Origin of the sequence: Planomicrobium okeanokoites (assembly GCF_003428875.1) — a bacterium.
Classification (GTDB): domain Bacteria; phylum Bacillota; class Bacilli; order Bacillales_A; family Planococcaceae; genus Planococcus; species Planococcus okeanokoites.
This window is the reverse complement of the sequence record NZ_QQRS01000008.1, coordinates 65,073-82,444: the sequence shown is the minus strand read 5'-3', so window position 1 is coordinate 82,444 and position 17,372 is coordinate 65,073. Positions and strand designations below refer to the sequence as shown.

The following is a 17,372-nucleotide window of genomic DNA, read 5'->3' as shown; positions in this document are numbered from 1 at the left end:
AGCGTTCGTCCTGAGCCAGGATCAAACTCTCCATTATAGAAGTAGTTGATTGCTCAATACTGCTGGCGCATCGCCGTTCCGAAGAACGCACGATTCGCTTTGATCTGTTTGCACTGATCAGTAAGTTTGCTCCGACCGCTTGCGCGGCCATCGCATAATTGTTTGTCGCGCTAAGCGCTCCAAACATTTATGTTGACGTTTTGCTGTTCAGTTTTCAAGGTTCAAAATTCCGCGTCCTGTAAAAGCGACTTCTCTAATTTATCATCGTCTATCCTCGGAGTCAAGCTTTATTTATTATTCTAAAAAACTTAATGTGCCGAAGCGACATGAAATATCATAATACGATACCCCCTCTTTTGTCAACGATAAAAGGACAAAAAAAGAAAATCTTTGGATGCATGGCAATTGCTATATTAAATATTATTATTCCTTTTACAATTCTGTGTGTCTCCTCTAATGAAAGAAACCGGATTGTCCGAGGACAATCCGGTTTGGAAAAGATGCACTCACTTAGCAGCCTTAACAAAATAATAGCGATGGAAAATTCTATCGCTCTTAGTCATGACGCCTTCAGTAAACACGATTTCCTTATCAACAAGATATTCAATGAATACTTCCAGATCAGAAGAATAATTCCTCAGTTCTTCTTGTTCGTGAAGTTCCTGGATGGTCCAGCTCCTTTTTTTCGCCATTACTTCCGTAATGTGCTGCGCTCCATCAGCTGTGCGGGAATGTATGAGAAACTCACTGGCCAGAAATAACAGCTCCAATCGCTTATCAATGGATTCATCGCTTAGAACCAGCTCTTCATACAACTTATAAATGGACGGTTCTATCTTTTTCACTTGGGACCACACAGTCACTTCTGGCGGCAGGCCGTTTTCCAACACCGAGAGCCGTGCCAGGTGATGAAGAGATTCAATTACGTGGCGGTAAGCATCCAGGTAATTTTTTTCTTCAAAGAGAACTTTCCCTTCCAGATAGCGCCGTATCAGCTTGGCATACTCGAGACCCATTTTAATCTTTCTTCCTGCAAACGGATATTCCTTTAGCTCTGTAATTAGTTTTTCCATAAATTCATTTCGATCATAAATGATCCGGCCATTGAACAGCCAGTCCACTATTTTGCGGTTCGTTCCAAGCAACAGCCATTTCTTAAGCTGCTTTTCGGTAATGATATGCATGGCAGCTTTTTTCTCGTCGTAAGTATAATGCTTCGTGAAAACAGCCGTTTCATTTTCTTTCGTGATGATCAGCAGTATCGTGTCGAAAGTATCCGTACTTGGACTGACCTTCTCCCTTTTCTCAACGAGCACAACGCCAAGTGTGCTTTCCTGGCTGGCGCGTTCCTGATAAATCGGCCTTAATATTTGTTCCATTCTATTTCACTCCCTGCAGATTCAGGCTTGCTTACGGGTATACCCTTTTTTCATCAACTCAAATATTTTTTGTCCATTCTATTGAATCATCGTGGCGGGTTCTCCTGAAACTTCTTCAGGCAAGACCCGCTTTTCTCTATTTCGACATATTTCCGCTGATTCCTTCATAAGAAAAGCATTAACACTTTTTCACATGGATTATGATATAGTATGATTGATGCAAGGAGGAGTAAACATGAAGCCTTATAAAAATAAAATCAATCGTATCCGGACTTTTGCGCTGTCTTTGATTTTCATCGGCATCGTTATAATGTATATAGGCATTTACTTTAGAGAACAGCCCGCAATCATGGTCACTTTCATGCTGCTTGGAGTCGTTGCCATCATCGGCAGTACAGGAGTCTACGCCTGGATCGGTCTTCTTTCCATGAAAACCGTTCCTGTCGAATGTCCGAACTGCGGACGACATACAAAAATGCTCGGGCGTGTGGATATGTGCATGCATTGCCGTGAACCTCTGACTATGGATCCATCACTTGAAGGTAAAGAATTCGACGTTGAATACAACAAAAAGAATTCAAAAGTATAAACGAAAACCGCCAGCGACTGGATCGCTGGCGGTTTTTTATTCTCAATGAAAAATTTTCAAAATAAAAAAGCGGGCATAAGATCCTATGCACGCTTTCTTATTGCGCCTTTGCTGAATCGGAAAGGCAATCCTGACAAGTTCCATAGATTTCAAGACGGTGGTAATCCACTTGGAACCCAGTAACATGTGATGCCAAATGTTCCACTTCATCCAAGCCGGGATAATGAAAATCCACTATCTTTCCACAATCATTGCAGATCATATGATAATGGTCGTGCGTAACAAAATCGAACCTGCTTGAAGAATCGCCATAAGTCAATTCCTTCACAAGACCGGCTTTTTTAAAGACACGTAAATTATTATAAACAGTTGCAACACTCATATTGGGAAAAGATTTCTCAAGCGCGCGATAAATGTCATCCGCTGTCGGGTGCGTTGTAGAATGAATCATGTACTCCAAAATCGCATGGCGCTGCGGAGTGATTCTGACACCTGTAGACTTCAAAGCATCAAGCGCGTCTTTTAATAATACTTCAGACATCGCCGTGCACCTCACTTCATAAAGATTCTTACTTTATAATCGTTATAATTAGTGTACTCAAAATGCACGGCAGATGTCAAGAAATCACTATAAGCACGCTGGTTAAGAGCTGCTTGTTAAACGTTATTTCTTACTATGGAGTTCATTTTCTTTGCTGCCCATGCGCTGATTGATAAAGCGGGCTGCTACAAATAGGAAGTCTGACAGCCGATTCAAGTAAGCAAGCACTTCCGTAGACGTCCCTGCTCCAATAGAGGTGGCAAGACGCTCTGCCCGTCTGACGACTGTACGGGCTACATGCAGCGCCGCTCCGGCTGGATGTCCACTAGGCAGGATGAAGTTGCTCAATGCCGGCAGTTCCGCATCATATTTGTCGATCCAGGATTCCAGCTTTTCCGTATCAGCGGTCTCCAGTTTCCACTTAACTTCTTTCCCCGCAGGCGTTGCGAGTTCTGCTCCAACATGAAATAAAGTCGTTTGGATTTCATGGAACACATCGCAAATCTCTTCTTTTTCGCCGAAAAATTCGCCATTCAAGTGCGCGACGGCCAACCCGATCATCGAATTCGCTTCATCACATGTACCATAAGCTTCCACGAGCACATCATTTTTCGGGACTCTTGAACCGTACACCAGCGAAGTGGTCCCTTTATCTCCTGTCTTCGTGTAAATTTTCATGGTCAATACCCCTTTTCCATATTAACAAGATTTGTCGGTTCCTGATTTCCTTCAATCCATTTACGCAAATCTGGAAGAAAAACCTCCATTGCCCGCTCTACATATTTCCCGGATTTACTGGAAACGTGCGGAGATACGATGACGTTCTTCATTCCCCAGAAGGGATGGTCTTCAGCTAAAGGTTCTTGCTCAAAAACATCAAGTACCGCATAGGCTATCATCTCTTCATGCATTGCTTCTATCAGCACTTCATCTTTTACCAGGTCTCCTCGACCAAAATTCATAAATATCGCATCTTCTTTCATTGCTTTAAAATGCTCAATGTTCAGCAAACCATTCGTTTCTGCCGTACTTGGCAGCACTGAAATAACGATATCTGCTTCCGGAAGTTTTCCAATCAGTTCATCGAAAGAAATCATTTCGTTCATATGATCCGCCTGGTTCCCTGAGCGGTTGCAGCCGATGGTCATAACACCGAAAGCCTGCAGCAGCCTGCCTATTTCAGACCCGATTGCACCAGGACCCAGTATCAGCGCTGTTGAGCCAAATAACTCGGTTGAACGGAATTTGCGTTCCCACTTATGATTCCGCTGGTTTTCATAGATTTCGGGCAAGGATCTTTTCAGTGCCAGCAGATGGCCCAGAACCGATTCACCCATCGGCGTTTTATGGATTCCGCGCACATTGGAAACGGTGATGCCCCGTTTTGAAATAGCTTCATGAGGCATCTTCTCAATACCGGCACTTATCACCATGATCCACTTTAAATTCTTTGCATCCTCAATGTCTCCGTCATCCAGATCTTCCCCGTAAGTGACCAATACATCCGCTGTCGGCAATTTACTTTTGTCTTTATAAACGAAATGAAAATCCGCTTCCGGAAAATCGTCGATGATGCTTTGCTGCATTTTCTCATTCGGCAGAAACGTGAATAATACTTCCATATATGTCTTCCTCCTATGCTTGGCTGAGCTCTTTAACCGTTTCAAGGACTTCCTGGATATGGTCTTTCACTTTGACTTTACGCCATTCTTTCACAACAGTCCCGGTTGGATCGATTAAAAATGTGGAGCGTTCAATTCCCATAAATTCTTTTCCGTACATTTTCTTCTCCACCCACACTCCGTATGCTTCAGAAACTTTATGATCTTCATCGACCAATAAAGAGAATGGCAAACCGTGTTTGCTGATAAACTTACTATGCTGTTTTTCAGAATCTGCGCTGACGCCCAGAATGACTGCTCCCAATTCCGAAAAATCTTTCTCTGCATCACGGAAATCGCAGGCCTGTGTAGTGCAACCCGGCGTCATGTCTTTCGGATAAAAATAGAGCACTACGTATTTCTTACCTGAAAAATCCTCCAAAGAAACTGTTTCACCGTTTTCATTTTTCAATGTAAAATCCGGTGCGTGCAAACCTTCTAATGTCGTCAATGCCATCACTCCTTCTCTTAAGTCTATCGTACCTAACTGCCGCAGCACTTTCAATTTCTTTGGCGTTAATGTATAAACTTGTCTACAATAAGGAATAGACATTAAGTAGGAGGAATTGAATCAATGAACCATTCAGAATCAAACAGACTGCACAAAGAAGCGCTCGAACATATCGTCGGAGGCGTCAATAGTCCTTCAAGGTCTTTTAAAGCTGTAGGCGGCGGGTCACCTGTAGTCATGGAGCGTGCAAAAGGCGCTTATTTCTGGGATGTCGACGGCAATAAATACATCGATTTTCTGGCAGCCTATGGACCGATCATTACTGGCCATGGCCACCCTCATATCGCAAAAGCTATTTCAAACGCTGCTGAGACCGGCGTTTTATATGGTACACCGACACGCCATGAAATCACATTTGCGAAAATGCTGAAAGAAGCAATGCCTAATATGGACCGTGTGCGTTTCGTCAACAGCGGAACGGAAGCCGTCATGACCACTATCCGGGTCTCCCGCGCCTATACTGGACGCACGAAAATCATGAAATTCGCCGGCTGTTATCATGGCCATTCAGATCTTGTACTGGTTGCAGCCGGATCAGGTCCCGCTACGCTTGGCACCCCGGATTCCGCAGGAGTTCCGAAAACCATTGCGGAAGAAGTCATCACTATCCCCTTCAATGATCCAGCAGCTTTCGCTGAAGCGATGGACCGCTGGGGCAATGAAATTGCCTGTATCCTTGTAGAACCGATTGTCGGTAATTTCGGCATTGTGGAGCCCCAAAAAGGATTTCTTGAAGAAGTCCATCGCATAGCGGCTGAAAAAGGAGCTTTAATCGTCTATGATGAAGTGATTACGGCATTCCGTTTCCACTACGGCGGCGCACAGGATATGCTTGGGCTCAAACCCGATCTGACTGCGCTCGGCAAAATCATCGGCGGAGGACTGCCGATCGGTGCTTATGGCGGCAAGAAGGAAATCATGGAAACAGTAGCACCTCTTGGACCGGCTTACCAGGCTGGCACAATGGCTGGAAATCCCGCTTCCATACAGGCTGGTATCGCTTGTTTGGAAATTCTCCAAGCTGATGGCGTATATGAAGAAATGGACCGTTTGGGGGAACGCCTCGAAAAAGGCATTTTGGAAGCAGCCGAAGAATTTGATGTAACGATTACAGTAAACCGTTTAAAAGGTGCTTTAACTATCTACTTTACGGATGTCAAAGTTGAAAATTATGAACAAGCTGAAGCTACAGACGGAGAAATCTTTGGGCGATTCTTTAAATTGATGCTTGAGCAGGGTATCAATCTTGCTCCTTCAAAATACGAAGCCTGGTTCCTGACCACCGAACATACTGAAGCAGACATTGATACAGCGCTGCAGGCAGTAAGGAAAGCCTTCAGCCAATTATAAATTACAATCTATTATGGGAAGAAGGGAATCGTAAGTTATGAAATTAGGTGCACGTATATTAAAGACCGGCGTGGCTATTTCAATGGCCTTGTTTTTAGCCAGCTTATTGGAATTGCCTTCTCCTGTATTCGCAGGCGTCGCAGCAATCTTCGCTATTCAACCTTCCATATACAGGTCCTACCTGACACTTCTTGACCAAATATATGGAAATCTACTTGGTGCATCGATTGCCGTCATCTTTGTATTGACTCTTGGCAGCAATTATCTGACCATCGGACTGGCGGCCATACTGGCCATCGTCATCATGTTGAAATTGAAACTCGAAAACACTGTTCCTTTAACACTCGTCACCATTATCATCATTATGGATTCACAGACCAATAACTTCCTTTCATTCGCGTCTTTACGATTTTTGACGGTTTTATTGGGAATACTTTCCGCCTTTATTGTTAATATGATCTTTCTTCCGCCTAAATACGAAAGCCGCTTATTCACCTCCATCCACGAAGTCAGTGAAGAAGTGATCCGCTGGATACGGGTGTCGATCAGGCACGCATCCGATCATGCATCGGTGAAAGAAGACATCGACAAATTGACGGATAAACTCGTGAAAGTGGATCAATGGTATCTATTCTATAAGGAAGAACGAAGCTATACGAAAAAGCAGCAATATACGAAAGCGAGAAAGCTGGTGCTCTACCGCCAGATGATTGCGACATCCAAGAAAAGCCTTGAGGTGTTGAGAAGATTACACCGGTTTGAAAATGAATTGACGGAACTGCCGGAACAATTCCATATGATGGTGCAGGAAAGACTCGAAAGCCTGGCCAGCTATCATGAGCAGCTCTACATGAAATATGTGGGAAAATTGCGTCCTGAACATAGTGAGTCATCAGGAACAGACGCATCGATAAAGCGCCACGAGGTAATGGCAATATTTGTAAAAGAAATTAATATAGCATTGGAATCCGAAGACAGCGACTTTTCGGTCTATCACTTGATGCATGTTTTATCAGCCATCCTGGATTACGAAGAGCAGCTCGAACACCTCGATTTATTGATCATTGCCTACTTGAATTACCATAGCGATGAAGTCGATGAACACTTGGAAAGCATGATTTAATACAATGCAAATAAAAAACGTGCGGAGATAAATTCTCCGCACGTTTTTCTTATGATTTCATACGAGGGTCAAGCGCATCGCGCAAGCCATCGCCCATCAGGTTAAAACCAAGTACTGTCAGCATGATAGCCAACCCCGGAAAAATCATGGTCCACGGGGCGTTGGTCAGATAGGATCTGGAATCTGCAAGCATCTTTCCCCATTCAGGAGTAGGCGCCTGTGCTCCTAACCCTAAAAATCCGAGTGCTGCAGCTTCAATGATCGCTGTCGCTATCGCCAATGTTCCTTGAACAATGACAGGTGCCATCGAGTTCGGCAGGATATGAGAAAACAGGATTCGACTATCCTGCATACCGATCGCTTTGGCGGACATAATATATTCATCTTCCTTTATACTCAAAACCTTCGACCTTATAAGTCGCCCAAAGTTAGGTACATTGATGATTGCAATAGCAATCAAAGCATTACGCAATGAAGGGCCCAATACTGAAACAACAGCAATCGCCAAGAGGATACTTGGAAATGCCAGCATAATATCGAAAACCCTTGAAATAATGGTATCTACCCATCTACCGTAGTAACCTGCAAGAATTCCAAGGAAACTTCCCACAATTGCGGATGCTATTACTGCTAAGAATCCTACCCAAAGAGAAATTCTTGCTCCATAAACAATACGGGATAAAATATCTCTTCCAAAATCATCTGTTCCCATCCAATATGTAGAGGAAGGAGGCAGAAAACGTTGGGACATGTCTTGCTCATTGATGCCTTGCAGCGTAAACAGCGGACCGATTATAGCCAAGAGGATGAAAAATATAACAATCCCCATACCCACTACGGCTACTTTACTTTTCCGGAATCCCCGCCAGGCCTCTTTCCACGGGCCAGCAACTTTCTGCATTTCAATATTGTCATTTTTTACAGTCGTGTCAGCCATTGTTCTCCTCCTTCCTAATCATATTTGATGCGTGGATCAACTAAACTATAGAGCAGATCCACAAACAGATTAATCATAACGAATATGAATGCCACAATGAGGATGCCGGACTGGATGACCGGATAATCACGATAATTGATCGCTTCATATATATACCTTCCGATTCCTGGCCACGCAAAGATTGTTTCAGTCAAAATCGCTCCACCAAGCAGCAATCCCATTTGAAGCCCGATAATAGTCAATACCGGAATAATGGCGTTTTTTAACGCGTGCTTGTAGACGACCCAAAACATCCGCAATCCTTTAGAACGAGCTGTACGGACATAGTCAGATCTCATGACTTCAAGCATACTTGAGCGGGTCATCCTGGCAATGATCGCCATTGGAATGGTGGCAAGAGCAGTGCCGGGAAGAATCAAGTGGCGCATTATAGTCGAAAGCTGATCAAATTGCCCAGTAATTAAAGTATCAATGATATAGAAACCTGTTATGGATTCAATAGGATCCCGCACATTCATCCTTCCGGAAGTTGGCAGCCAATCCAATTCTATTGCAAAAATCCATTGATTTAAAAGTCCCAAAAAGAATATCGGCATTGAAACACCGATAAGCGCGATGATCATAGCAAGATAATCGAACCATGAATTCTGGAACCATGCAGAAATGATTCCGGCATTGATGCCGATTATAATGGCAATGATAACAGCAAAAACTGACAACTCGATTGTTGCCGCCAAATATGGCCAAACCTCATCCACTACTGGAGTTCTTGTTCGCAGCGACTGCCCCAGATCACCTGTAACCAGTCCTTTTAAATAATCAAAATACTGGATGTACCATGGATTATCCAAGCCTAAAGTTGTTCTCAGGGCTTTTATGGCTTCCTCAGAAGCCTGCTGGCCGAGAATTACTTGAGCAGGATCGCCAGGTATTGCACGAATAATCATAAAAACGATGAATGTCATTCCAAGCAAAACCGGAATCAATTGCAATAGCCGTTTACCAATATAGTGAAGCATTTCTTCACCTCTCCATCTCTAACAAATATGTATAGAATAATTTAAAAAGAGGGGAAATCTGTACGATCTCCCCTCTCGAAAAGTCTACTCCAGATCCACTTCTGCTAATTTGTCTGAACCGGTTGGGTGTGGTTTGAAGTTCACCACATTGCTGCCTCCCGCAAGTAGCGGTGTTGAGTGAGCCAACGGAACCCAAGGTGCATCTTCATGAATAATTTCCTGTGCCTGTGCATACAATTCATTACGAACCTCTTCATCAACTTCAGTCTGAGCTTCAATCAGAATATCGTGCAATTCCTGATTTTCGTAATAAGTGTAGTTGTTTGATCCGATATTATCCTGATCAAGCAAGACATATAAGAAGTTATCTGCATCGCCGTTGTCGCCAGTCCATCCTAATAGGAAGGCATCAGCTTCACCGTTTGCAGCTTTTTCAAGATAAGTTGCCCATTCATATGAAACGATTTCAGCAGTGATTCCTACTTCTGCCAAATCACTTTGGATCGCTTCAGCAACTTTTTGGCCATCCGGCATATATGGACGAGGAACAGGCATAGCCCAAAGTTCCATTTCGAATCCATCGCCAAGACCTGCTTCTTCAAGCAATGCTTTTGCTTTTTCCGGATCGTAATCATATCCTTCAATTGCATCGTTATATCCACTGATTACTGGTGGAAGCGGGTTTTTCGCAACTTCACCGCGACCTTCGAAGAAGGCATCAACAATAGCCTGTCTGTCGATGGCATGGTTCATTGCCTGACGAACTTTTGGATCATCAAATGGCTCTCTGGTCGTTGTAAGACCAAGGTAACCTACGTTCATAGATGGACGCTCATATAATTGAAGATCGTCATTGCTTTCAATTGTTTCAGCGTCTGAAGGGTTGATCCCATCAGCCAGATCGATTTCACCAGCCAATAGTGCATTTAGACGGCCAGAGTTATCCGGAATTGCGCGGAATACCACTTCATCCAATTTAGGTTCGCCTTCAACCCAATAATCTTCGAATTTCTCAATACGTACAGTATCATTACGGTTCCACTCAACAAACTTGAATGGACCTGTTCCTACCGGGTTATCACCGAATGCATCACCTTGCTCTTCAATTGCAGTAGGTGAAGCAATACCGAACGGGCTCATCGCCAAGTTTTTAAGGAATGGTGCCATCGGACGTTTCAGTTTGATTGTAACTTCGTAATCGCCTGTAGCTTCAACCGATTCGATTACGTGCCCTTCTTCATCACCGAAACCGCCGAACATTGAACCATAGTATGGGAATTGATCTGCATCTCCTGCAGCCCAGCGGTCAAAGTTCGCAACCACAGCTTCAGCATTGAAGTCTGTTCCATCATGGAATGTTACGCCTTCTTCCAACGTGAATGTGTAAGTCAATCCGTCTTCTGCTGCTGTATATTCAGAAGCCAGACCTGGTTCAATTTCTGTATCCTGTTCACCGAAGTTCACAAGCGTATCAAAAATATTCTTCGTAACTTTAAATGATTCACCGTCTGTAACAGTGATAGGGTCAAGTGATACCGAGTCTCCACCGCGTCCGAAGATCAATACTTTCTCTTCACCGGATTCCCCTTCGCCACCAGTTTCACCATTGCCTTCTGAGCCTTCTTCCGATCCGCCACTGCAGCCGTAAAGCACTGTAGAGATCAGTAAAAGCATCAAAAATGCAAGGGACATGATTTTTTTATTCCCCAAATTAACCCCTCCGTTTTTGTTTATTATCATTGCGGCCTGCTTTCCTCGTAAAGGTGGCAAGCTACAGAATGACCTTTTTCAACCTCCGCAAAAATCGGTACTGTCGTTTCACAGATATCCATTTTGAATGGGCATCTCGTATGGAAACGGCATCCGCTCGGCGGATTTGCGGGACTTGGAACATCCCCTTTTATTACAACTTCTTCCCTCTCGAATGCCGGATCCGGTACCGGTACTGCTGTCAGCAGTGCCTGCGTATACGGATGCAGCGGCTTTTCGTAGAGGTCTTCGGTATCAGCCATTTCAGCCATGTTACCCAGATACATTACTCCAACACGGTCACTGATATGGCGAACCACCCCTAGATCATGGGCAATGAATATATAAGTCAGTTTCAGCTCTTTCTGAAGATCCTGCATCAGGTTTAGAACCTGGGCCTGAATCGACACATCGAGCGCTGAAACGGGCTCGTCAGCAATAATGAGTTTCGGATTCGTCATCAACGCCCGCGCAATACCGATACGCTGACGCTGTCCGCCACTGAATTGATGCGGGTAACGTTTGGCATGATAACTGCTCAATCCGACGATTTCCAGGAATTCATACACTTTTTGCTTTCTCTCTTTCGGATCACCTATATTGTGGACGTTCAAAGGCTCCATCAATATTTTTTCAATCGTATGACGAGGATTCAGCGAAGCATAAGGATCCTGAAAGACCATCTGAATATCACGCCTTGCCTTGCGCATATCATTACTTGAAAGTGAAGTCAGCTCTTGTCCGTCAAATGTGACTTTTCCTTCAGTCGGTTCAAGGAGCCTCATCAACATGCGGCCGGTTGTGGACTTTCCGCAACCAGATTCCCCTACGATGCCTAGCGTCTCGCCTTCCTTTACTGAAAACGAGATATCATCCACCGCTTTTACATGGTTGCTCACCCTGCCAAAAATACCTGATTTGATAGGAAAGTATTTTTTCAGGCCCTCAACTTTTAACAATTGTTCGGTCATGCTTTTCTGCCTCCTTCGGATCAAATAGGAAGCACCGGGTCTGATGCTCTTCAGTTGTTTGATAAAGCGGCGGAGTTTCTTCTAAACAACGGTCGAAAGCGAATTCACATCTTGGCGCGAATCTGCACCCTGTCTTAATCGAACCGGGTTTTGGAACATTTCCTGGAATCGAATAAAGCCGTTCTTTTTTAAACCTCATATCCGGCACGGATTCCAGAAGCCCCCGTGTATAAGGATGCTGCGGATCTTTGAATATGGCATCGACCGGACCTTCCTCAACAACCTTGCCTGCATACATAACAACGACTCTTTCACACGTTTCCGCAACGACCCCGAGATCGTGTGTAATAAGCAATACAGCTGTGTTCAGTTCTTTATTCAAATTCTTGATCAGTTTCAGGATCTGAGCCTGGATCGTAACATCCAGTGCAGTTGTGGGCTCATCCGCAATCAGCACTTTCGGATCGCACAGCAATGCCATGGCAATCATGACACGCTGGCGCATACCTCCCGATAATTGGTGTGGATGCTCTTTCATCAAACCTTCCGCACGAGGCAGTCCGACCAATTTCATCATTTCAACTGCACGATTGTAAATCTGTTTTTTTGACCAGTCCTTTTTATGGATTTTAACAGCTTCCTGCAATTGGTTGCCGATTGTGAACAGTGGATTCAGTGAAGTCATCGGTTCCTGGAATATCATGGCTATATCATTGCCCCGGATGTCACGCATTTTCTTCTCGGGCAGTTTCGTTAAGTCCTGGTTTTCGAATAAGATTTCACCGTTGGTAATTTTCCCGGGAGGACTGGGAACCAGTCCCATGATCGACAAGGACGTAACACTCTTGCCGCATCCCGATTCACCTACTATCCCCAAGACTTCCCCTTCGCGAATATGAAAGTCGACATTATCTACTGCCGGCACTTCGCCGTCGTCCGTGAAAAAGGTAGTCTGCAAACCTTTTACTTCTAAAATCTTCTCTCTTTCTATCATCTGGCCACCCCTTTTTACACATGGATAATTCTGAATATTTTATTTCTTTTTATTATACGGAAATTCAGACTATATGCAATAGTTCTTTTTATAGGGCCATCTGATAAATTTTTATGAATGAAAAAAAGCCAGCCGGTTATTTACCCGGCTGGCTTCTTATAAACACCTATATTATGGAAGAGAATTGTTTTTAATTGAAATGCTGAACTTGGAAAAGGTTATGGTAGACCCCTTCCCGTTTCATCAATTCGTCATGCGTCCCCTGTTCTTTGAGAACGCCATGGTCAATAACAAGTATTTGATCGGCATGGGTGATTGTCGATAAACGATGGGCAACAATTAATGTTGTCCGGTCGTGTGCCAAACGCTCAAGAGAGTCCTGAATCAGCGCTTCGCTTTCCAGATCAAGTGCAGAAGTCGCTTCATCGAGAATCAGCATCGGCGGATTTTTCAGGAATACTCGGGCAATCGCAATACGCTGTTTCTGCCCCCCTGATAATTTCACGCCCCGTTCTCCGACTTTGGTGTCATAGCCTTCCGGCAGCAATTCAATGAAAGCATGGGCGTTTGCCGCTTTTGCAGCCGCTTCGACTTCTGCGTCTGTAGCATCCGGTTTCCCCATCAGGATATTGGCTTTGACCGAATCACTGAAAAGAATCGAATCCTGAAGCACAAGACCGATCTGGTCACGGAGTGTATGGATGCTGACATCTTTCAGGTTATGGTCATCCATATAGATGCCGCCGCCCGTCACATCATAAAACCGGGGGATCAGTGATACAATAGTGGACTTCCCGCCGCCGCTCATTCCAACCAGTGCAACGGTCTGGCCCGGTTTCACCGTAAAACTCATATCGGAAAGGACTTCAGTTCCGCCATCATTATAATGGAAGGAAACGTTGCGGAACTCCAGTTTGCCATCCACGACTTTCAAATCACGTGCACCTTTTTTATCAGTAACGTCATAATCTTCATCGACCAATTCAAATACACGGTCCATCGATGCCAAAGATTGCACAAGCGTAGTCGAAGAATTGACAAGCCGGCGCAACGGATTATAAAGACGTTCAATATATGCGATGAACGCAACCATTGTTCCCAGGGTCAAATTGCCTTGAATAACCTGATAGCCCGCATAGCCGATCACCAGCAAAGGTGCTACGTCGGTAATGGTATTGACGACTGCAAAAGCTTTCGCATTCCATTTTGTATGGTCGATTGCCTTGTCCAAAAATTGATCATTGGTGTCATTGAAGATTTTCTGCTCATGCTTCTCCAGAGCAAAACTTTTGATGATGCTCATTCCCTGGACACGTTCATGAAGATAACTCTGGACATTCGCCAGTGCCTGGGAACGTTCACGTGTCAAATCGCGCAGGCGGCCAAAGAAATACTTCACACTGAGCGCATAGAATGGAAACGCCAATAAAGCCACGACAGTCAGTGAGACATCCATCGACAGCATAATACCGATGGCGATAAGAATCGTCGCCAGATCGAGCCAGACATTCATCAATCCGATCATCACAAAATTTTTCGTCTGTTCTACGTCGTTGATGACGCGTGAGATGATTTCTCCGGCGCGTGTGTTGGCATAGTATCTGAGGCTTAGCCGTTGAAGGTGTCCGTAAAGATATCCGCGGATGTCGTAGAGGATTTTATTGCTTACATATTGCGCGTAATATTGCCGGAAATATTCGATCGGCGGCCGAAGCAGAAAGAACACGATTGCCGTTCCGCCCAGCCAGAGGTAAAGCTGCTCCAATTTTTCCTGGCTCGACAACGCCTCCGCTCCGATGATATCGTCAATGACAATTTTGATCAGCAAAGGGATGAAAAGTGGAATTGCAAATTTAAATATACCAATAAGGATAGTTAATGCTATTTGCCAATAATATGGCTTTACAAAATGCATGTACCGTTTCATGCTGCTTTGTTTCTTATCGCTCAAACTGTTCACTCCATTCTTTCTTCAAAATGAAAAACCTGTTGGCCGGCAACAGGTTTTCATACTACTCAGCGGATCCTATTATGTCTGTGAAACTCATAACGGTCCGTCCATACTTCGATGAAGTCCTGGGCAAACGGGCCTCTGCGCTGTTTGATCCAACCGATCAGCTTTTCAACATTGCGATAAAGAATCTGGTCGATCACTTCAGGATACCCCATCTGCCTTTTATGGTCTTCATATTCGTCTTCATCCAGTAATGTGTAAGACATGTCCGGAAACACTTTTACATCCAGGTCGTAATCGATATACTTCAAAGAACCATTATTATATACGAATGGTGAACTGATATTGCAATAATAATAGACCCCATCATCACGAAGCATACAAATGATATTGAACCAATGCTCCGCATGAAAATAACAAATTGAAGGCTCACGTGTGAGCCACGTCCTGCCATCCGATTCGGTTACCAGGGTCCGTTCATTTGCACCGATTACAATGTTATTCGTCCCTTTCAAAACAGTTGTTTCCTGCCAGACACGGTGGATTCGGCCGTTGTGCTTGTAGCTGTGGATTTGTATCGTTTCTCCCTCTGCGGGAATCGCCATGTCCATCCCACCTTCTCGTCTAAGCCCTTATATTATCTGCTATTTCAATATTATATCAATCAATTCTGAAAACATACAGTAATACGGCGAGAAAGGCAAAAAATTACATAACGACCGAGCGTCCGCCGTCTACGATAATAGTCTGTCCGCGGATCATATCTGAATCATCGGAAATAAGGAACATGGCCGTCTTGACCATATCTTCGATTTCGACCATGCGTCCTGCCGGTGTGTTGACGCGGGCATCATTCAATAAATCTTCACGGTTCGGGAAGTGTTTCAGCGCTTCTGTATCAAGCGCTCCGCCGGAAACCGTATTGACTGCAATTCCTTTTGGCGCGAGTTCCACTGCCAAGTAACGGGTGATTGATTCGACAGCCGCTTTCGAAACGCCGATAGTCGTATAGTTTTCAAGATAGCGTATCGATCCAAGTGAACTGATCCCTACAATTTTACCGCCTTTATCCATCAGTTTCGCAGCTTCCTGCGCACCGAAAAGCATCGCTTTGGCATTGATGTTCATTGTCCAGTCCCAGTGGGATTCTTCCAGCTCCATAATCGGACGAAGCACACCTGACGCGGCATTGGATACGAATACATCCAACCTGCCAAACTCCTCTTTAATAGTTTCGAACATGCCGCGCAATTTCTCGACATCTCCAACATTTGCTCTGACCAGCAATGCTTTGCGGCCTCTTGCCTCAATTTCCTTTACTGTATCAAGTGCCGCTGTCTTACTGCGCGCGTAATTGACTACAATGTCATATCCTTCTTCCGCCAAAGCGATTGCCATCGCCTTTCCAAGTCCCCTGCTGCTTCCTGTTACCAATGCCACTTTCTGTTCGGCCATCGTCATACATCTCCTCTGCTTTTCAAAGCTGTTTTCATTTTTTGAACCGGCCCGGCTATCGGCAGCAATTCCATTTCCGCCGAATCGACCCATTTCATATTGTCGGGTATCTCTAAATTTACACCTTCGGCAATAAAGCCATCCACGTTCCATGTTAAATGAGAAAAGACATGTTTGAAAGAAGTAATTTTCTCCGCTTTTACAATTGTTCCTTTAAACTGTTCGGAAAGGAGCTCCTCGATTTCCGCGCCGTCTATGCCAACAGGAAATTCCAGCATCGGAAATTGCCACATATTAGCCAGCAGTCCCTTCGAAGAACGTTTCTCCATCAAAAAAGATTCTCCATTCCGAATAGCGACCATTGCATAATTGACTGCCTTCGTGTTTTTCGCTTTGGTCTTTACAGGAAGCTCCTGCTGGCGCCCCTCAAGGAATGCGGAGCAATGTTCACGTACAGGACACAGCAGGCATTTTGGCGAAGTGGGCGTACAAATCAGCGCGCCAAGCTCCATCAATCCCTGATTGAAGGCGGATGGATCTTCATGGCTGATTAATCCTGTGACCGCTTCTTCAAAAATTTTACGTGTTTTCGGTTTGGCTATATCTTCGTCGATTAAAAGAATGCGGGATAGAACCCGCATGACGTTACCGTCAACGGCATGTTCCGGCAATCCGTAAGCGATACTGAGCACCGCGCCGGCTGTGTAAGGTCCGACTCCTTTCAAAGCGGATATTTCTTTTCGGCTTGCCGGAACTTTGCCTCCGTAATTTTCAGCTACTTCCCGCACTCCTGCCTGAAGATTTCGCGCCCGTGAATAATAGCCGAGCCCTTCCCATTGTTTCAAAAGAATTTCTTCATCAGCATCTGCCAGATCGTGCAGCGTGGGAAATTTTTCAACGAACCGTTTGTAATAGGGGATCACTGTATCCACCCGAGTCTGCTGCAGCATAACTTCCGAAATCCATATTTGGTAAGGGTCGGCGGTACGCCGCCAGGGCAGATCTCTTTTTTCTGCGTGGAACCAATCAATCAAGTCAGTTTGAAATTGCTTTTTTTCTATATTAATAGTGGAACCCTCCATTGATTCTAGATTATTTCATTTGTATTCAGGGTATGTAATAAGTAGCAGCGACGGATA

Annotated in this window: 18 protein-coding genes; 3 read left to right on the top strand and 15 right to left on the bottom strand. The window is 44.6% G+C overall.

Features of this window, described 5'->3' with window-relative positions; genetic code table 11:
• Both D2910_RS17035 and D2910_RS14270 read right to left on the bottom strand, forming a co-directional pair.
• A partial coding sequence (locus D2910_RS17035; protein ID WP_205854616.1) for a hypothetical protein occupies positions 1 to 187 on the bottom strand: 187 nt, incomplete at its 3' end.
• A gap of 319 nt (positions 188 to 506) precedes the next feature.
• Entirely contained in the window at positions 507 to 1,379 is an 873-nt protein-coding gene (locus D2910_RS14270) for a nucleotidyltransferase-like protein (protein WP_117313951.1), read from the bottom strand.
• Positions 1,380 to 1,614: 235 nt separating this feature from the next.
• Between D2910_RS14270 and D2910_RS14265 the strand changes: the two genes are divergently transcribed.
• On the top strand, positions 1,615 to 1,968 hold the full coding sequence (locus tag D2910_RS14265; protein ID WP_084242261.1) for a YgzB family protein: 354 nt from the start codon (positions 1,615 to 1,617) through the stop codon (positions 1,966 to 1,968).
• 97 nt (positions 1,969 to 2,065) lie between these two features.
• Here the strand turns inward: D2910_RS14265 and perR are convergent, their stop codons facing one another.
• The 4 genes from perR to bcp all read right to left on the bottom strand — a co-directional run bounded on the left by perR (position 2,066) and on the right by bcp (position 4,621).
• The gene (gene perR, locus D2910_RS14260; protein WP_084242262.1) at positions 2,066 to 2,509 is read right to left on the bottom strand and encodes a peroxide-responsive transcriptional repressor PerR; all 444 of its coding nucleotides are present in this window, start codon (positions 2,507 to 2,509) and stop codon (positions 2,066 to 2,068) included.
• 123 nt (positions 2,510 to 2,632) lie between these two features.
• Positions 2,633 to 3,187 carry a cob(I)yrinic acid a,c-diamide adenosyltransferase gene (locus tag D2910_RS14255; RefSeq protein WP_117313949.1) on the bottom strand — a complete coding sequence of 185 codons (555 nt, stop codon included), beginning with the start codon at positions 3,185 to 3,187 and terminating at the stop codon, positions 2,633 to 2,635.
• A gap of 2 nt (positions 3,188 to 3,189) precedes the next feature.
• Entirely contained in the window at positions 3,190 to 4,131 is a 942-nt protein-coding gene (locus D2910_RS14250; protein WP_117313947.1) for a D-2-hydroxyacid dehydrogenase, read from the bottom strand.
• A 13-nt stretch (positions 4,132 to 4,144) separates the two neighbouring features.
• The gene (gene bcp, locus D2910_RS14245; protein ID WP_084242336.1) at positions 4,145 to 4,621 is read right to left on the bottom strand and encodes a thioredoxin-dependent thiol peroxidase; all 477 of its coding nucleotides are present in this window, start codon (positions 4,619 to 4,621) and stop codon (positions 4,145 to 4,147) included.
• A 123-nt stretch (positions 4,622 to 4,744) separates the two neighbouring features.
• On the opposite strand from bcp, the gene D2910_RS14240 reads away from it, so the two are divergent.
• Both D2910_RS14240 and D2910_RS14235 read left to right on the top strand, forming a co-directional pair.
• Positions 4,745 to 6,031: a glutamate-1-semialdehyde 2,1-aminomutase gene (locus D2910_RS14240; RefSeq protein WP_117313946.1), complete on the top strand. Its 1,287-nt coding sequence runs from the start codon at positions 4,745 to 4,747 to the stop codon at positions 6,029 to 6,031.
• A 37-nt stretch (positions 6,032 to 6,068) separates the two neighbouring features.
• A complete protein-coding gene (locus D2910_RS14235) occupies positions 6,069 to 7,154 on the top strand; it encodes an FUSC family protein (RefSeq protein WP_117313944.1) in 1,086 nt (361 codons plus the stop codon).
• 49 nt (positions 7,155 to 7,203) lie between these two features.
• Here D2910_RS14235 and nikC read toward each other — a convergent pair whose 3' ends face one another.
• From nikC to mutY, 9 genes are all read right to left on the bottom strand, one after another.
• On the bottom strand, positions 7,204 to 8,091 hold the full coding sequence (nikC, locus tag D2910_RS14230) for a nickel transporter permease (protein ID WP_117313942.1): 888 nt from the start codon (positions 8,089 to 8,091) through the stop codon (positions 7,204 to 7,206).
• Between the two features lie 14 nt (positions 8,092 to 8,105).
• Complete coding sequence (locus D2910_RS14225) at positions 8,106 to 9,110, bottom strand: ABC transporter permease (protein ID WP_084242268.1); 1,005 nt, start codon at positions 9,108 to 9,110, stop codon at positions 8,106 to 8,108.
• Positions 9,111 to 9,194: 84 nt separating this feature from the next.
• Positions 9,195 to 10,802: an ABC transporter substrate-binding protein gene (locus D2910_RS14220; RefSeq protein WP_377280313.1), complete on the bottom strand. Its 1,608-nt coding sequence runs from the start codon at positions 10,800 to 10,802 to the stop codon at positions 9,195 to 9,197.
• Between the two features lie 44 nt (positions 10,803 to 10,846).
• Positions 10,847 to 11,830 carry an ABC transporter ATP-binding protein gene (locus D2910_RS14215; protein ID WP_101803532.1) on the bottom strand — a complete coding sequence of 328 codons (984 nt, stop codon included), beginning with the start codon at positions 11,828 to 11,830 and terminating at the stop codon, positions 10,847 to 10,849.
• Positions 11,805 to 12,824, bottom strand: coding sequence for an ABC transporter ATP-binding protein (locus D2910_RS14210; RefSeq protein WP_117313938.1), 1,020 nt, complete (start codon positions 12,822 to 12,824; stop codon positions 11,805 to 11,807). Before D2910_RS14210 ends, D2910_RS14215 begins: the two co-directional genes overlap by 26 nt.
• 190 nt (positions 12,825 to 13,014) lie before the next feature.
• The gene (locus tag D2910_RS14205; protein ID WP_276310424.1) at positions 13,015 to 14,739 is read right to left on the bottom strand and encodes an ABC transporter ATP-binding protein; all 1,725 of its coding nucleotides are present in this window, start codon (positions 14,737 to 14,739) and stop codon (positions 13,015 to 13,017) included.
• Between the two features lie 101 nt (positions 14,740 to 14,840).
• Complete coding sequence (gene ntdP / locus D2910_RS14200) at positions 14,841 to 15,383, bottom strand: nucleoside tri-diphosphate phosphatase (protein ID WP_084242271.1); 543 nt, start codon at positions 15,381 to 15,383, stop codon at positions 14,841 to 14,843.
• A gap of 103 nt (positions 15,384 to 15,486) precedes the next feature.
• Positions 15,487 to 16,233 carry an enoyl-[acyl-carrier-protein] reductase FabL gene (fabL, locus tag D2910_RS14195; protein ID WP_084242272.1) on the bottom strand — a complete coding sequence of 249 codons (747 nt, stop codon included), beginning with the start codon at positions 16,231 to 16,233 and terminating at the stop codon, positions 15,487 to 15,489.
• A gap of 2 nt (positions 16,234 to 16,235) precedes the next feature.
• Positions 16,236 to 17,234 (bottom strand): A/G-specific adenine glycosylase, encoded by a 999-nt coding sequence (gene mutY, locus D2910_RS14190; protein WP_240633628.1) that lies wholly within the window; start codon positions 17,232 to 17,234, stop codon positions 16,236 to 16,238.
• Positions 17,235 to 17,372: the final 138 nt, after the last annotated feature.

Coding starts and splice junctions, on each gene's coding strand:
- D2910_RS14270 (WP_117313951.1), bottom strand. CDS start 1,379: ATGGAACAAATATTAAGGCCGATTTATCAGGAACGCGCCAGCCAGGAA.
- D2910_RS14265 (WP_084242261.1), top strand. CDS start 1,615: ATGAAGCCTTATAAAAATAAAATCAATCGTATCCGGACTTTTGCGCTG.
- perR (WP_084242262.1), bottom strand. CDS start 2,509: ATGTCTGAAGTATTATTAAAAGACGCGCTTGATGCTTTGAAGTCTACA.
- D2910_RS14255 (WP_117313949.1), bottom strand. CDS start 3,187: ATGAAAATTTACACGAAGACAGGAGATAAAGGGACCACTTCGCTGGTG.
- D2910_RS14250 (WP_117313947.1), bottom strand. CDS start 4,131: ATGGAAGTATTATTCACGTTTCTGCCGAATGAGAAAATGCAGCAAAGC.
- D2910_RS14240 (WP_117313946.1), top strand. CDS start 4,745: ATGAACCATTCAGAATCAAACAGACTGCACAAAGAAGCGCTCGAACAT.
- D2910_RS14235 (WP_117313944.1), top strand. CDS start 6,069: ATGAAATTAGGTGCACGTATATTAAAGACCGGCGTGGCTATTTCAATG.
- nikC (WP_117313942.1), bottom strand. CDS start 8,091: ATGGCTGACACGACTGTAAAAAATGACAATATTGAAATGCAGAAAGTT.
- D2910_RS14225 (WP_084242268.1), bottom strand. CDS start 9,110: ATGCTTCACTATATTGGTAAACGGCTATTGCAATTGATTCCGGTTTTG.
- D2910_RS14220 (WP_377280313.1), bottom strand. CDS start 10,802: ATGTCCCTTGCATTTTTGATGCTTTTACTGATCTCTACAGTGCTTTAC.
- D2910_RS14215 (WP_101803532.1), bottom strand. CDS start 11,830: ATGACCGAACAATTGTTAAAAGTTGAGGGCCTGAAAAAATACTTTCCT.
- D2910_RS14210 (WP_117313938.1), bottom strand. CDS start 12,824: ATGATAGAAAGAGAGAAGATTTTAGAAGTAAAAGGTTTGCAGACTACC.
- D2910_RS14205 (WP_276310424.1), bottom strand. CDS start 14,739: ATGCATTTTGTAAAGCCATATTATTGGCAAATAGCATTAACTATCCTT.
- ntdP (WP_084242271.1), bottom strand. CDS start 15,383: ATGGCGATTCCCGCAGAGGGAGAAACGATACAAATCCACAGCTACAAG.
- fabL (WP_084242272.1), bottom strand. CDS start 16,233: ATGGCCGAACAGAAAGTGGCATTGGTAACAGGAAGCAGCAGGGGACTT.